Genomic DNA, 14,821 nt, shown 5'->3' on the forward strand with positions numbered 1-14,821 from the left:
CGGGGCGGACCAGGTCAGGTCAGGAGGCTCCCCCTTCTCGACAGGAGGAACTTCTTGAAGGCGGCCACCGGGGGCGTGTCCGGATGGCCGTCCAGCCACGCCACGCCGATCTCCCTCGCCGCTCTCGGAGACGTGACCGTCAGTTCGGCGACTCCCGGGCGGGGAAAGGCCGGTGGCGGCAGCAGGGCCACGCCCAGGCCCGCCGCCACCAGACCCCGCAGCGTCTCCGCCTCCTCGCCCTCGAAGGCGACCCTCGGCTTGAAGCCCGCCTCCTTGCAGAGGTCGTCGGTGATGCGGCGCAGGCCGTAGCCGGGTTCGAGGGTGACGAAGGTTTCCTCGGCGGCCTCGGAGAGGCGGACGCGTCGGCGGGTCGCCAGAGGGTGGTCGGCGGGGACGACCAGGCGCAGCTTCTGTTCGTCCAGGCGGCGGGCCACCAGGTCGGGGGCATCGGGGACCGGGGAGGTCAGACAGAGGTCCAGTTCGCCGGCCCGGAGCTTCTCCAGCATCGCCTCGCCGTAGGTCTGGACGAGGGTGAAGCGGACCCGGGGATGGTCGGCGCGGAAGGCGCGGATCAGACCGGGGACGGTCTCCGAGCCCATGGTGTGCAGGAAGCCGAACGCGACCTTGCCGGTGGCCGGGTCGGCGTCGGCGCGGACCTCGTCGGCGGCCTTCTCGATCTCGGCGAGGGCGCGTTCGACGGAGGTGAGGAAGGTGCGGCCGGCGGGAGTCAACGACACCGTGCGGCCCCTGCGGGCGAACAGGTCCACGCCCAGGTCCTGTTCGAGGCGGACCATCGCCCGGGAGAGGGTGGACTGCGGGACCCGCATCTCCTGCGCGGCCCGCGTGACGTGCTCGGTGCGGGCGACGCCCGCGAAGTACGCGAGGCGGGGCGCGAGCAGCGCGACGATGTCTTCTGTGTCACCGGACGGTGACAGGTGGGCCTGTGACCTCTGCTGATGCGCCATGGGAACGATTATGACGTTTCCGTGCATTGGACGGATGAGCGGGCGCGTACGTAGCTTCGAAGCATGCCTGCCAGTACCGAGGTGTCCGCTCCCACGGATGCCCTCTCCCCCGTTCCCGCCTCCGACTCCCGGCTGACCCCGGGCGGCCCCGGCTACCGCCGGATGAGCTTCGCCCTCTTCCTCGCGGGCGTGGCGACCTTCGCGCTGCTGTACTCCACGCAGGCCCTGCTGCCGCTGATCTCCGGCGAGTTCGGGGCGGCGGCGAGCGACGCGAGCTGGACGGTGGCGGCGGCGACCGGCGGACTCGCGCTGTTCGTGCTGCCGATGAGCGCGCTGTCGGAGCGCTTCGGACGTCGTACGGTCATGACCGCGTCGCTGGTCGTCGCGGTGGGCCTGGGGGTCCTGGTCCCGTTCGCGCCCTCGCTGGGCACGCTGGTGGCGCTGCGCTTCCTCCAGGGCGCCGCGCTGGCCGGGCTGCCCGCCTCCGCGACGGCGTATCTCGCCGAGGAGGTCCGGCCCAAGGCGCTGGTCACGGCGATCGGACTGTTCGTCGCGGGCAACAGCGTCGGCGGGATGAGCGGCCGGGTCATCACCGGGTGGGTCGCGCAGGAGTGGGGCTGGCGGGTGGCCGTCGGTGTCATCGGCGCGATCGCGGTGGCCTGCGCGGTGGCCTTCCGGCTGCTGCTGCCGGCGCCCACGCACTTCGCACCGGGCTCGCTGCGGCCCCGGGTACTGGCCCGCACGGTCCGCGACCACCTCGCCGACCCGCTGCTGCGCCGCCTGTACGCGATCGGCGCCCTGTTCATGACCGTCTTCGGTGGTGTCTACACGGTGATCGGGTACCGCCTGACCGAGGCGCCGTTCTCGCTCCCCCAGGGCATCGTCGGCTCGATCTTCCTGGTGTACCTGGTCGGTACGGTGTCGGCGTCCACGGCGGGACGGCTGGTGGGCCGGCTGGGCCGCCGCGGGGCGCTGTATCTGGCGGCCGGTACGACGGCCTCGGGGCTGCTGCTCTCCCTGGCGCCGTCGCTCCCGCTGGTCCTGCTGGGCCTGGTGCTGATCACGGCGGGCTTCTTCGCCGGGCACGCGTGCGCCTCCTCGGCGGTCAGCAAGACGGCCACGACCGGCCGCGCCCAGGCCTCGGCGCTGTACCAGTCGGCGTACTACATCGGCTCCAGCGCGGGCAGCACGGTGGGCGCGCTCGCCTTTCACGCCGGCGGCTGGGCCGGGACGGTCGGCGTCGGACTGCTCGCGGTGGCGGGAGTGGTGACGATCACCCTCCTCGGGACCCGGGCGGCCCGGCTGGCCGCGCGTCCCGTGACTGCCTGACCCCAGATCTCCTCCCCACCTCTGACCTGCCCCTTTGTTCACTCCAGGGGCCATTGTCAGTGCCCTGCGGTAGCTTCCGAAGTGCTGGGCGCACAGAAGCGCGACAGAAACACCACAGGGGTGGGTGGACGATGAGCGACGGTACGGCGACGACGACGGACCTGGACCTCCGGCTGGAGAAACACCGCACGGAGCTGACGGGGTACTGCTATCGCATGCTCGGCTCCTCCTTCGAGGCCGAGGACGCGGTGCAGGACACGATGGTCCGCGCCTGGCGCAGCTACGAGAAGTTCGAGGGCCGCTCCAGTCTGCGCTCCTGGCTCTACCGCATCGCGACGAACGTCTGCCTGGACATGCTGACCGCGGGCAACAAGCGCGCCCGTCCGATGGACCTGAGCGAATCCACCCCGCTCGCCCAGGCCGCGCTCTCCCCCCGCCCGGACAACACCTGGCTGGAGCCCATGCCGGACGCGCGCGTCCTGCCCACGCCGGAGGACCCGGCGGAGGCCGCGGTGGCCAAGGAATCCGTACGGCTCGCCTTCATGGCGGCACTTCAGCAACTGCCGGCCAAGCAGCGCGCGGTGCTCATCCTGCGCGAGGTGCTGGCCTGGCGGGCGAGCGAGGTCGCCGAGCTGCTCGACACGTCCGTCGCGTCGGTCAACAGCGCGCTCCAGCGGGCCCGGGCCACGCTTGCGGAGCGGGAGGACAAGGCGGCCGGCGCGGCCGTCTCCGACCCGCTGGACGAGGAGCAGCAGAAGCTCCTGGAGCGCTATGTGAAGGCGTTCGAGGGGTACGACATGACGGCGCTGACGGCGCTGCTGCACGAGGACGCGGTCATGACGATGCCGCCGTTCGACCTGTGGCTGACGGGCCACGACGACATCACCGGCTTCATGACCACGCTGGGCGCCGCCTGCGAGGGCTCGCGGCTGGTGCCGGTGCAGGTCAACGGACTGCCCGGGTTCGCCCAGTACAAGCCGGACCCGGAGGCGGGCGGCTACAGCCCGTGGGCGGTCCAGGTCCTGGAGATCTCAGACGGCCGGCTCACCGGGTTCCACTTCTTCCTCGACACGAAGCGGTGGTTCCCGCTCTTCGACCTGCCCCTCCATCTCGAAGCGGAGCCCGACCAGACCGAGGAGGGCGTGTAGCGCCGGATCGGGCTCGCGCAGCCTGATCCGGCCCCCGGCCCGCCGGGCGGCCAGTTCGAGGCGCGCGAGCAGATCCACCGCCCCGAGCCCCGGCGGCCCGAGCGCGGCGACGTCCACCACGACGACGCCCGCTCCGGTCGCCTCCAGCCGTGCGCGCACGCCGTCGCACAGCCCGGCCACCTCGTCACGGGTGACGGGGCCGGGCAGCACGAGTACGGCGGGTGTCATGGCTTCCACGAGCGGTAGACCGGCCGGACGGTCGGAACTCATCGCGGGCCGCGCGCTCACGGGGTGTGCCCGCCTGTCCGCCGACGGCATGCGCTCAGGAGGCGTGCCCTTCGGCCGGGATCGCGGAGTCGCCCGCGCACGCGAAGGGGCCGGCCCCGAAGGACCGGCCCCTGGCGGTCATGACCGGCGAGGAACCAGGCCGACGGCATCCGGCCCGAGGACGGTCAGGGGCCGACGACGATCAGGGGCCGACAGCTGCCGCCGGCCACGAGGGCGTGGGCCGCCGACGGCCGCGCCCCGAGGGACCGCAGGCCGACAACCGTCGGATGATCCCTGGGGTTCCTGGCCCACGGTGCGCATCCATGAGGTTCCCGGTCGTCGCCGCCGACCCGCCGTCAGGCGATGCGCTCCAGCACCACAGGCGACGCCGTGAAGGCCGTACCCGGTGCCTCGATGTCGTAGGAGCCCAGCACCGCTTCCACCGCGTACTCGAAGCGCTCGGGGGTGTCCGTGTGCAGGGTCAGCAGGGGTTGGCCCTCGGTGACCTCGTCGCCCGGCTTGGCGTGCAGTTCGACGCCCGCGGCGGCCTGCACCGGGTCCTCCTTGCGGGCGCGCCCGGCACCCAGGCGCCAGGCGGCGATGCCGATGTCGTAGGCGTCCAGGCGGGTCAGGACACCCGAGGTCGGGGCCTTGATGACGTGCTGTTCCCTCGAGGTGGGCAGGGCCGCGTCCGGGTCGCCGCCCTGGGCCGCGATCATGCGCCGCCAGACGTCCATCGCCGAGCCGTCGGCCAGGGCCTTGGCCGGGTTCGCGTCCTTCACGCCGGCCGCGTCGAGCATCTCGCGGGCGAGGGCGAGGGTCAGTTCGACGACGTCCGCGGGGCCGCCGCCGGCCAGGACCTCGACCGACTCGCGGACCTCCAGGGCGTTGCCCGCGGTGAGGCCGAGCGGGGTGGCCATGTCGGTGAGGAGCGCGACCGTCTTCACGCCGTGGTCGGTGCCGAGGCCGACCATCGTGGACGCCAGCTCCCGCGCGTCCTCGATCGTCTTCATGAAGGCGCCCGTGCCCACCTTGACGTCCAGGACCAGCGAGCCGGTGCCCTCCGCGATCTTCTTCGACATGATCGAGGAGGCGATCAACGGGATCGCCTCGACCGTGCCGGTGACGTCCCGCAGCGCGTACAGCTTCTTGTCGGCCGGGGCCAGGCCGTCGCCCGCCGCGCAGATGACCGCACCGGTGGTGTCCAGGACGTGCAGCATCTCCTCGTTGGAGAGCAGGGCGCGCCAGCCGGGGATCGACTCCAGCTTGTCCAGGGTGCCGCCGGTGTGGCCAAGACCCCGGCCCGACAGCTGCGGGACGGCCGCGCCGCAGGCCGCCACCAGCGGGGCCAGCGGGAGGGTGATCTTGTCGCCGACACCGCCCGTGGAGTGCTTGTCGGCCGTCGGGCGGGACAGCGCCGCGAAGTCCATGCGCTCGCCGGAGGCGATCATCGCGGCCGTCCAGCGGGCGATCTCGCGCCGGTTCATGCCGTTGAGCAGGATGGCCATCGCGAGCGCGGACATCTGCTCGTCGGCGACCTCCCCGCGGGTGTACGCGTCGATGACCCAGTCGATCTGTGCGTCGCTGAGCTCACCGCGGTCCCGCTTGGTGCGGATGACGGAGACGGCGTCCATGGCCATGGCTTGGTTCCTTCCGAGGGTTCCAGCAGCCGTGCGGCCCCCGAGCGATGGCGACAACTCGGCGGGGCCGCACGGGTGTTACTTGGTGAGGTGGTCCGGGCCGAAGGCCTGCGGCAGCATCTCCGACAGCGGCAGGATCCCCGCCGGGGTCTCCAGCAGCAGGTCCGGGCCGCCGAACTCGTACAGCAGCTGGCGGCAGCGGCCGCACGGGACGAGGATCTCGCCCCGCCCGTCGACGCAGGTGAAGTGCGTCAGCCGGCCGCCGCCGGTGCGCTGCAGCTCCGAGACCAGACCGCACTCGGCGCACAGGCCAAGACCGTACGAGGCGTTCTCGACGTTGCAGCCGGAGACCGTACGGCCGTCGTCGACCAGTGCGGCGACGCCGACCGGGAAGCCCGAGTAGGGGGCGTACGCGTGGGACATGGCGTCCCGCGCCACCTCCCGCAGTCCGTCCCAGTCGACGTCCGGCCGCGAGGTCACTTGCCCTGGCCCTTGCGGTAGCGCATGCCGTCCGCCTTGGGCATCCGCAGGCGCTGCGCGGACAGCGACAGCACCAGCAGGGTGACGACGTACGGGGTGGCGCCCACGAAGTCGCTGGGGACCTCGTCGGTGAGCAGGTACCAGAGCAGCACGAGGACGGCCATGACACCGCTGATCGCGCCCTGCCACAGCGCCTTCCTGTACAGCTTCCAGCCGGCCAGTACGGCGAGCAGGACCACCAGGAGCAGGAGCAGCGCGTGCACGGTCTCGCCGCCGTTGCGCAGCTGGAGGGCGTCGGAGTAACCGAACAGGCCGGCGCCCATGGCGAGTCCGCCGGGCCGCCAGTTGCCGAAGATCATCGCCGCGAGACCGATGTAACCGCGCCCGCCGGTCTGGTTCTCCAGATACGTGTGCGAGGTGACCAGCGCGAGGAAGGCACCGCCGAGACCGGCGAGGCCGCCGGAGACGGCGACGGCCGCGTACTTGTAGCGGTAGACGTTGACGCCGAGGGACTCCGCGGCGATCGGGTTCTCGCCGCAGGAGCGCAGCCGCAGACCGAACGCGGTGCGCCACAGCAGCCACCAGCTGCCGACGAACAGCAGCGCGGCGAACACCGTCACCACGGACAGGTCGCTGACCAGGCCGCCGAGGATGCCGGCGAGGTCGGAGATCAGGAACCAGTGATGCTTCTCGACGGAGCTGAGCGCGTCCGAGAGACCGGGTACGTCGATGTTGGGCAGCGAGTCCACGGGCGGGGACTGCTTGGGGTTGCCGCCCGCGTCGGCCGCCTTGCCGTCCGAGAAGAAGATCTTGGCGAGGTACTGGGTGGCGCCGAGCGCGAGCAGGTTGACCGCGACACCGGAGACGATGTGGTCGACGCCGAAGGTGACGGTCGCGACCGCGTGCACCAGGCCGCCGAGGACACCGAAGCCGATGCCGCACAGCAGGCCGAGCCAGGGGTTGGACTGCCAGCCGATCCAGCCGGCGCCGAAGGTGCCGAGGATCATCATGCCTTCGAGGCCGATGTTGACCACGCCGGCCCGCTCCGACCACAGACCGGCGAGACCGGCCAGGCCGATCGGTACGGCCAGGGCCAGCGCGGCGCTGACCTGGCCCTCGGAGGTGAGCTGGTCGGCGCCGGTGATGACGCGGACCGCGGCGACGAGCAGCAGCGCGCCCGCGACGATCATGAGGATCTGGCCGAGGGAGCGGCCGGAGCGGGTGCGTGCGTTGTCCGCCTTGGGCGCCGCGGGGGGCGGCGTGTCGGTCATCGTGGCAGTCATCGCGCCACCTCCTGCTTCTCGGTCGGGGCGGCGGCCTGGGCGGCGAGTTCCGCGCCGACCCGCTGCTGCTGGCGCTTGAGGCCGTAGCGGCGCACGATCTCGTAGGCGATGACGACGCACAGGACGATGACGCCCTGGATCACGCCGAGGATCTCCTTGTCGTAGCCCTCGAACTCAAGGTGGTTGGTGGTGCGCTCCAGGAAGCCCCACAGCAGCGCGCCGAGCGCGATGCCGACCGGGTGGTTGCGGCCGAGCAGCGCAATGGCGATGCCGGTGAAGCCGATGCCGACCGGGAAGTCGTTGCTGAACTGGTGGCTGTCGTTGAGCAGGGTCGGCATGCCGATCAGGCCGGCCACCGCGCCCGAGATCACCATGCTGGTGGCGACCATCTTCTTCACCGAGACACCGCTCGCGGCCGCCGCGCTCTCGGACTGGCCGACGGTGCGCAGGTCGAAGCCGAAGCGGGTGCGGCCGAGCACGAACCAGTAGGCGATGCCCACCAGGATGGCGATGACGATGAAGCCCCACAGCTCGCCCGCCGCGCCCGTGTTGATCTGGAAGAAGTACGAGGAGTCCGGCAGCGGCTTCGTGGAGACGACCGTGCCGCCGCTCTGCAGCTCGGCGAGCTTTCCGGGCTGGAGCAGGAAGGCGATGATCGCGGTGGCGATCGAGTTCAGCATGATCGTCGAGATGACCTCGCTGACCCCGCGGGTCACCTTGAGGACGCCCGCGATGGCCGCCCACACGGCGCCGGTGCCCATGGCGCACAGGATGATCAGCGGGATGGAGATCCAGCCGGGCGTGGTCAGCGCGCCACCGAGGACGGCGGCGAAGAACGCGGCGATGCGGTACTGGCCGTCGACGCCGATGTTGAACAGGTTCATCCGGAAGCCGATGGCCACCGAGACACCCGCCAGGTAGTACGTCGTCGCCTTGTTGAGGATGTAGACCTGGCTGTCGCTCGCGGAGCCGTAGGTCACCATGTCGCTGAAGGCGGCGCCCGGGTTCTTGCCGGTGGCGAGGATCACCAGGGCGGTGACGACGAGCGCGGCGACGATCGCGAGCAGCGGGGCCGCGATACCGAGGAGCAGCCGCTCCTTGTCGATGCGTTGGGTCAGCTTCTTCATCGGGCGTCGTCCTCTGTGCGCTCCGGGCCGGCGGCCTCTGTGTGCTCCAGGTGGCCGCTGGCCGCACCGGTCATGGCGGAGCCCAGCTCCTCGGGGGTGATGGTGGCGGGGTCGGCGTCGGCGACGAGCCGGCCGCGGTACATCACGCGCAGGGTGTCGGAGAGGCCGATGAGCTCGTCCAGGTCGGCCGAGATCAGCAGCACGGCCAGGCCCTCGCGGCGGGCCTCGCGGATGTGGTCCCAGATCGCGGCCTGCGCGCCGACGTCCACACCGCGGGTGGGGTGGGCGGCGATGAGCAGCTTGGGCGAGTGGCTCATCTCGCGGCCGACGATCAGCTTCTGCTGGTTGCCGCCGGACAGCGAGGCGGCCGTCACGTCGATGCCGGGGGTGCGGACGTCGTACGCCGCGATGATGCGGTCGGTGTCGGCGCGGGCGCCCTTGATGTCGAGCAACTGGCCGCGGGAGTTGGGGCGTTCGGTGACGTGGCCGAGGATGCGGTTCTCCCACAGCGGGGCTTCCAGGAGGAGGCCGTGGCGGTGGCGGTCCTCGGGGATGTAGCCGATGCCGGCCTCGCGGCGGTGGCGGGTGGGGGCGTGCGAGATGTCGGTGTCGCCGAGGGTGATGACACCGGCGTCCGGGTCGCGGATGCCCATGATCGCCTCGACCAGCTCGGACTGGCCGTTGCCCTCCACGCCGGCGATGCCGAGGACCTCACCCCGGTGGATGGTGAAGGAGATCGCGTCGAGGATGACGCGCTCGACACCGTCGAGGTCGGTCTGGCTGAGGTTGAGCTTGTCGACCTTGAGCAGCGGGACGTCGGTGACCGTCGACTCCTCGGTCTCCGGCGTGGGCAGCTCACTGCCGACCATCAGTTCGGCGAGCTGCTTGGGCGTGGTGCCGGCCGGCTCGACCGTGCCGACGGTGGTGCCGCGGCGGATGACGGTGATCTCGTCGGCCACGGACAGGACTTCGCCCAGCTTGTGCGAGATGAAGATGACGGTGAGGCCCTCGGCCTTGAGCTCGCGCAGGTTGTCGAAGAGGGCCTCGACCTCCTGCGGCACCAGGACGGCGGTGGGCTCGTCGAGGATGAGCGTCTTGGCGCCGCGGTAGAGGACCTTGAGGATCTCCACGCGCTGCCGGTCGGCGACCCCGAGCTCTTCGAGCAGGACGTCGGGCCGCACGTTCAGGCCGTACGCGTCGGAGATCTCCTTGATCTTCGTACGGGCCCCGGCGCCGATGCCGTGCAGCTTCTCCGCGCCCAGGACCACGTTCTCCAGGACGGTGAGGTTGTCGGCCAGCATGAAGTGCTGGTGGACCATGCCGATGCCGCGGGCGATGGCGTCGGCCGGGTTGTTGAAGGTGACGGTCTCGCCGCCCACGGTGATGGTGCCCTCGTCCGGCTGCTGCATGCCGTAGAGGATCTTCATCAGGGTGGACTTGCCGGCACCGTTCTCGCCGCACAGGGCGTGCACGGTGCCCGTGCGGACGGTGATGTCGATGTCCTTGTTGGCCACGACACCGGGGAATCGCTTGGTGATGCCGCGCAGTTCGACGGCAGCGGGAGGGCTGGACGCGTTGATGGCGCACTCTCCTGATGGGGAAAGGGGCTGCGTAGGGGAGGGCAGGCGTCGGCGACGCCAGGGTCTGTCCGGCGGGTCATTCCGGTGTCGCGGGGTCTGGCACGCACATCTGCGGCGTTGTCGTCGGTTGTCGACGCTCCGCGTCGCCGCCCTCCTCCGCCTTGCAGCTGCACGCACCAGACCCCGCTCACGTGCGTGACAAGGTACCGCTGACATGCACCGGCCTGACCCGCCGGACAGACCCTGCCGCGGCAACTCCAAGCTACACGCGTAGAGTTGACACATTGTTATGGCTCGACGAGGGGTTGTCGAGACCCCTCGCCGAGCCAGGGTTCCGGCGGGAACCGTCAGGTCAGCTGGTCTTGACCTTGACGGAACCGTCGACGATCTTCGCCTTCGCGGCGTCCAGCTGCGTCTTGATGTCGTCGATGAAGCCACCGCTGGTGGCCAGGCCGACACCACCCTTGGCGAGCGAGTAGATCTGGTTGCCGGTCAGCGGCTTGCCGTCGTGCACGGACTTGACGAAGTCGTACACGCCGACGTCCACGTTCTTGACCATCGAGGTCAGGATCGAGTTCTTGTACTTCGACAGACCCGGGATGTTGTACTGGTCGGAGTCCACGCCGATGGCCCAGGCACCCTTGACCGCGGAGACGGCCTCGATCGAACCGTTGCCGGAGGAGCCGGCCGCGGCGTAGATCACGTCGGCGCCGTTGTCGAGCTGGCCGGACGCGGCTTCCTTGCCCTTGTCGGGGCTGGCGAAGCCGGACAGGTCGGAACCGTGGGTCAGGTACTGGACGTCGACCTTGACCTTGGAGTTGGTGTCCTTGACGCCCTGGACGTAACCGGCCGCGAACTTCTTGATCAGCGGGGTGTCCACACCGCCGATGAAGCCGACGTGGTCCTTCTTGGTCTTCAGCGCCGCCGCGACACCCGCCAGGTAGGAGCCCTGCTCCTCGGTGAAGGTGATGCTGTCGACGTTCTTCGCCGTCGCGACCGAGTCGATCAGACCGAAGCTGACCTTCGGGTACTTGGCGGCGACCTTGTCGACCGAGGTGGCGTAGGAGAAGCCGACGGCCACGATCGGGTTGTAGCCCGCGTCCGCGAGGTCGGTCAGGCGCTGCTCACGGTCGGCCTCGGTGTCGGAGCTCTTGGCGGTCAGTTCCTTGATGGAACCGCTGAACTCCTTCTCGGCCTTGTCGGCGCCGCGCGCGGCGGAGTCGTTGAAGGAACGGTCACCACGGCCGCCGACGTCGTAGGCGAGGCCGATCTTGATCCCCTTGTCACCACCGGAGGAGGCGGACGACGAGGTGTCACTGTCGGAGGAGGTACTGCCACAGGCTGTGGCAGTCAGTGCGAGAGCTGCGGAAGCGGCGACCGCAGCGGAAAGCTTGGCTACCCGGCGCACGGGAAGGCTCCTTCACCTGACCTGAGCGCCATATCGGCGCTGGATGTGAGCACCATGCCAGTGCTCAGGCCTGCACGCCCAGGCGGCGTCGGCTTCGCGGCATCGTAACGCGCGTAGATGTCAGAAAAAGACCTACTCCAAAGCCGTTATCGATTCGAGGCAAACGGCGTCTGAACTCGGGCTCCGCCTGCCTGACCCAGCTCGATTTCGAACGGCGCACGATTGGCTTACAACCGTGTTGCGCCGGACGGCGCAACAGCCCTCGTGGGGGCTGTCGCGCCCGTCGGCTACTGCTCCGCGTCCAGCAGCGCGGCGGCGGTGAACATCTCCACGCCCACCGTGATCGCCGACTCGTCGGCGTCGAAGTCGCCCTGGTGCAGATCGCGTACGGTCCGCTCCCCCGGGGTGCGCACGCCGAGCCGGGCCATGGCGCCGGGCACGTGCTCCAGGTACCAGGAGAAGTCCTCGCCGCCCAGGCTCTGCTCGGTGGACTCGACGGCGTCCGCGCCCCGGCGGGCGGTCATGGCGTCGCGCAGCAGGTCGGTGACGACCGGGTCGTTGACGACCGGCGGGACGCCCCGGACGTAGGTGATCTCCGACTTGGCGCGGTGCAGGTTGGCGATCTCGTCGATCGCGGCGACCACGATGTCGGGCGCCTGCCGCCAGGTCTCCAGGTCCAGGCAGCGCACGGTGCCGGAGAGCTCGGCGTGCTGCGGGATGACGTTGGGCGCGTGCCCGGTCTCGATCCGTCCCCAGGTGACCGCGAGTCCGCTACGGCTGTCCACGCGCCGGCCGACCAGGGCGGGCACGTCGGTGGCGACCCGGGCGGCGGCGGTGACCAGGTCGGTGGTCAGGTGCGGGCGGGCGGTGTGGCCGCCGGGGCCGTCGAGGGAGACCTCCAGGCGGTCGCAGGCGGAGGTGATGGCTCCGTGCCGCAGTCCGATCCGGCCGGCGTCCACCCGCGGGTCGCAGTGCACGGCGACGATCCGTCCCACCCCGTCCAGCACCCCGCACTCGATGGCGTCGGCGGCGCCGCCGGGCAGCACTTCCTCGGCGGGCTGGAACAGCAGCCGCACGGGGCGGGGCAGCAGGCCCTGCCGGTGCAGCTCGGCGAGGACCAGACCGGCGCCGAGCACCACGGTGGTGTGCACGTCGTGACCGCAGGCGTGCGCGCGGTCGGGCACGGTGGAGCGGTACGCGCACTCACTCTTCGTGTCCGGGATCGGCAGGGCGTCGATGTCGGCCCGCAGGGCGAGCATGGGCCGCCCGCCGTCCCACTCGCCGATGTCACAGATGAGCCCGGTCCCGATGGCGAGCACCCGCGGCTTCAGCCCCGCCTGCTCGAGGCGGGCCTTGATCGCCGCGGTCGTGCGGAACTCCTGGTTGCCCAGCTCGGGGTGCATGTGCAAGTCGCGGCGGAAGGCGACGAGTTCGGCACGCAGGGCGGCGGGCAGCGTGCCGGGAAGCAGGGCTTCCCCGGGCAGATCGGCCTCGGACTCCAGTGACATAAGTTGCTTCACCCTCTGAAGGGTAGGACGCCGGAGGGACCAACTGACCCTCGATCAACAAAAGTTCAACCCGTTAGGGGAAGAAAATCTGGTCGCCCGACGCATATGTATCGGTTCGGATGGGTAAACTCGCCCGTTTTTCGGTCGGGCGGATCATGAGATCCACGGAGAGTCACTCCTTCAACGGATACCACGCTCGGCACGCACCCGGCGGTTCTGTTCACCTGTCGGGACCGCACTGTCGCACAACCGTGGCAGGACGCTCCGCCGGGAGAACGGGAGATGCCGCCCCGATGAACCGGCGGACGGGTGGGTGCGGGCCGCACTAGGGTGCGGGCACGTGAGCCCAGAAACCGCGGATTTCCTGCACACCACCCGGACCTCGTACGACACGATCGCCGACGCCTACACCGAGCGGTTCTCGGACTGGCTGGGCATCCACACCCTGGACAGAGCCCTGATCACCGGCTTCGCGGAGCTGGTGGGAGAGGCGGGCGGCGGACCGGTGGCCGACATAGGCAGCGGCCCCGGCCATGTCACCGCCCGGCTCCAGCGGCTCGGCATCCCCGTCTTCGGCGTGGACCTCTCGCCCCGCATGGTGGAGCTGGCCCGCCGGGCCCACCCCGACGTGCGCTTCCACGTGGGGTCGATGACCTCCCTGGACCTGCCGTCGGAGACCCTCGGCGGGATCGTCGCGCTCTACTCGATCATCCACGTCCCCGACGACCGATTGCCCACGGTCCTCACCGAGTTCCACCGCCTCCTGGCCCCGGGCGGTCATGTCCTGCTCGGCTTCCAGAGCGGCGACGACGACGGCCGGCTGCACCTCGCCGAGCGCTTCGGGCACGACATCGCGCTCGACTACTACTGGCGCACCCCGGACGCGGTGACCGAACAGCTCGTCAAGGCGGACCTCCGCCCGGTCACCCGGGTGGTCCGGGAACCCCAGGACACGGAGACCCGCCCGCGCGCGTTCCTGGTGGCCCGCAAGGACGGCTGAGCCGACTCTCCGGGTCAGGCCACCACCGTCACCGACGACAGACGGGTGACGTCCTTGGCCGTGCCCGTGACGCCGGACAGGAAGCCCTGGGCGCGGGGGGAGGCCTTGTCGGTGAGCCAGTCGGGGTCGATGTCGCAGACGGCGACGCGGACCTCGGTGCCGGCCAGGGCCAGCGGCAGGGTGTGGACGACCGTCGAGGGGAAGCTGAGGATCGTGCGGCCGATCGGGCCGCGGCGGGCGATCAGCTCCAGCGGCAGGTCGGGCCGGACGATCTCCAGACCCGTCTCGGCGGCCAGCCGGTGGAGCTTGTCGGTGGCCTCGCGGCGGTGCGCGAAGTACCGGGTGGCGCCGTGCGCCTTGGCGAGGTGCTGGACGGCCTCCAGGTAGCGCTCGCCGTCCACCACACCGGTCTCCACCAGCGAGGTGCCGACCATGTCGGCGCCCTTGGTGATGCGGGGCGGCCCGAAGCGGGCGCGGGTCCAGGAGAAGTCGTTGGCGGTGACCGTCACTCCGGCCGGCGTCTCGTCCATCGGCATGGAGGAGAACACCTCGACCCGTCTCTTCGCGCTCGGCGTGAGCCGGTGCCGGGCCCGGGAGGACACCGGGGCGAAGAGCAGGTCCCGCGCGCCCGGTCGGCCGCCCTTGCGGTGCCAGCGCACCAGGCGCTCCCCGCGGGCCAGTTGGGCTACGAACTCCATGGTCGCGGTGCCGTCGTCGACGACGACGAGGTCACGGGCCTTGGTGATGGTCAGCAGCAGTTGTACGTAGCGAGAGAAGGGGTCGCCCAGGACGACCCGGGGTGCCCGCCGGAGCAGGCCGCTGAGGCCGCCGATCGTCTGGAACGGTGCCGCCGGGCCGCCTCGGGCCTCCTCCCAGCGGACGTGGTGACCCTCCTCGCGGGCCAGCTCCGCCATCCGGCGCAGCTGACCGCGGGTCATCGGGTCGGTCGGGGACAGCACGACGAGGGTGAGCTCCGCGCCGGGCGCATGGGCGTGCGCCCACTCCAGCACGTTCAGGAGCTGTACCGGGCTCTCGACGAACGCGAGCGTGGGGTGGCCGGCGGATCCGGCGCGGGGGCTCATCGAC

The 14,821-nt window shown here is 70.8% G+C and carries 13 protein-coding genes; 3 read left to right on the forward strand and 10 right to left on the reverse strand.

Annotation, left to right across the window (positions count from 1 at the left end; all coding sequences use genetic code 11):
- Positions 1 to 14 precede the first annotated feature (14 nt).
- Positions 15 to 965 (reverse strand): LysR substrate-binding domain-containing protein, encoded by a 951-nt coding sequence (locus tag ACWD5F_RS38215; protein ID WP_451260876.1) that lies wholly within the window; start codon positions 963 to 965, stop codon positions 15 to 17.
- A gap of 63 nt (positions 966 to 1,028) precedes the next feature.
- On the opposite strand from ACWD5F_RS38215, the gene ACWD5F_RS38220 reads away from it, so the two are divergent.
- Positions 1,029 to 2,294 (forward strand): MFS transporter, encoded by a 1,266-nt coding sequence (locus tag ACWD5F_RS38220; RefSeq protein WP_451260877.1) that lies wholly within the window; start codon positions 1,029 to 1,031, stop codon positions 2,292 to 2,294.
- Between the two features lie 131 nt (positions 2,295 to 2,425).
- Positions 2,426 to 3,442, forward strand: a complete 1,017-nt coding sequence (locus tag ACWD5F_RS38225; protein WP_451260878.1) for a sigma-70 family RNA polymerase sigma factor — start codon at positions 2,426 to 2,428, stop codon at positions 3,440 to 3,442.
- On the opposite strand, the gene ACWD5F_RS38230 is transcribed toward ACWD5F_RS38225, so the two are convergent.
- The 8 genes from ACWD5F_RS38230 to ACWD5F_RS38265 form a co-directional block, all read right to left on the reverse strand.
- Entirely contained in the window at positions 3,326 to 3,712 is a 387-nt protein-coding gene (locus ACWD5F_RS38230) for an STAS domain-containing protein (protein WP_451260956.1), read from the reverse strand. The two genes, ACWD5F_RS38225 and ACWD5F_RS38230, sit on opposite strands and share 117 nt — an antisense overlap.
- A 353-nt stretch (positions 3,713 to 4,065) precedes the next feature.
- On the reverse strand, positions 4,066 to 5,343 hold the full coding sequence (locus ACWD5F_RS38235) for a thymidine phosphorylase (protein ID WP_451260957.1): 1,278 nt from the start codon (positions 5,341 to 5,343) through the stop codon (positions 4,066 to 4,068).
- Between the two features lie 84 nt (positions 5,344 to 5,427).
- A complete protein-coding gene (locus tag ACWD5F_RS38240; protein ID WP_401713703.1) occupies positions 5,428 to 5,829 on the reverse strand; it encodes a cytidine deaminase in 402 nt (133 codons plus the stop codon).
- Complete coding sequence (locus ACWD5F_RS38245; RefSeq protein ID WP_451260879.1) at positions 5,826 to 7,112, reverse strand: ABC transporter permease; 1,287 nt, start codon at positions 7,110 to 7,112, stop codon at positions 5,826 to 5,828. The genes ACWD5F_RS38240 and ACWD5F_RS38245 overlap by 4 nt, the downstream gene beginning before the upstream one ends.
- Entirely contained in the window at positions 7,109 to 8,239 is a 1,131-nt protein-coding gene (locus ACWD5F_RS38250; protein ID WP_123998136.1) for an ABC transporter permease, read from the reverse strand. Before ACWD5F_RS38250 ends, ACWD5F_RS38245 begins: the two co-directional genes overlap by 4 nt.
- Complete coding sequence (locus ACWD5F_RS38255; RefSeq protein ID WP_451260958.1) at positions 8,236 to 9,786, reverse strand: ABC transporter ATP-binding protein; 1,551 nt, start codon at positions 9,784 to 9,786, stop codon at positions 8,236 to 8,238. Before ACWD5F_RS38255 ends, ACWD5F_RS38250 begins: the two co-directional genes overlap by 4 nt.
- Before the next feature lie 385 nt (positions 9,787 to 10,171).
- A complete protein-coding gene (locus tag ACWD5F_RS38260) occupies positions 10,172 to 11,227 on the reverse strand; it encodes a BMP family ABC transporter substrate-binding protein (protein WP_123998138.1) in 1,056 nt (351 codons plus the stop codon).
- Between the two features lie 287 nt (positions 11,228 to 11,514).
- Complete coding sequence (locus ACWD5F_RS38265) at positions 11,515 to 12,735, reverse strand: amidohydrolase (protein ID WP_401714412.1); 1,221 nt, start codon at positions 12,733 to 12,735, stop codon at positions 11,515 to 11,517.
- A 340-nt stretch (positions 12,736 to 13,075) separates the two neighbouring features.
- Between ACWD5F_RS38265 and ACWD5F_RS38270 the strand changes: the two genes are divergently transcribed.
- Positions 13,076 to 13,735: a class I SAM-dependent DNA methyltransferase gene (locus ACWD5F_RS38270; RefSeq protein WP_451260880.1), complete on the forward strand. Its 660-nt coding sequence runs from the start codon at positions 13,076 to 13,078 to the stop codon at positions 13,733 to 13,735.
- A gap of 14 nt (positions 13,736 to 13,749) precedes the next feature.
- Here the strand turns inward: ACWD5F_RS38270 and ACWD5F_RS38275 are convergent, their stop codons facing one another.
- Entirely contained in the window at positions 13,750 to 14,817 is a 1,068-nt protein-coding gene (locus ACWD5F_RS38275) for a hypothetical protein (RefSeq protein WP_451260881.1), read from the reverse strand.
- Positions 14,818 to 14,821 lie beyond the last annotated feature (4 nt).

The organism is Streptomyces sp. NPDC002499 (assembly GCF_053595415.1).

Bases quoted from the DNA above. Each gene is read 5' to 3' on its own strand.
- ACWD5F_RS38215 (WP_451260876.1), bottom strand. From the start codon at position 965: ATGGCGCATCAGCAGAGGTCACAGGCCCACCTGTCACCGTCCGGTGAC.
- ACWD5F_RS38220 (WP_451260877.1), top strand. From the start codon at position 1,029: ATGCCTGCCAGTACCGAGGTGTCCGCTCCCACGGATGCCCTCTCCCCC.
- ACWD5F_RS38225 (WP_451260878.1), top strand. From the start codon at position 2,426: ATGAGCGACGGTACGGCGACGACGACGGACCTGGACCTCCGGCTGGAG.
- ACWD5F_RS38230 (WP_451260956.1), bottom strand. From the start codon at position 3,712: ATGAGTTCCGACCGTCCGGCCGGTCTACCGCTCGTGGAAGCCATGACA.
- ACWD5F_RS38235 (WP_451260957.1), bottom strand. From the start codon at position 5,343: ATGGACGCCGTCTCCGTCATCCGCACCAAGCGGGACCGCGGTGAGCTC.
- ACWD5F_RS38245 (WP_451260879.1), bottom strand. From the start codon at position 7,112: ATGACTGCCACGATGACCGACACGCCGCCCCCCGCGGCGCCCAAGGCG.
- ACWD5F_RS38250 (WP_123998136.1), bottom strand. From the start codon at position 8,239: ATGAAGAAGCTGACCCAACGCATCGACAAGGAGCGGCTGCTCCTCGGT.
- ACWD5F_RS38265 (WP_401714412.1), bottom strand. From the start codon at position 12,735: ATGTCACTGGAGTCCGAGGCCGATCTGCCCGGGGAAGCCCTGCTTCCC.
- ACWD5F_RS38275 (WP_451260881.1), bottom strand. From the start codon at position 14,817: ATGAGCCCCCGCGCCGGATCCGCCGGCCACCCCACGCTCGCGTTCGTC.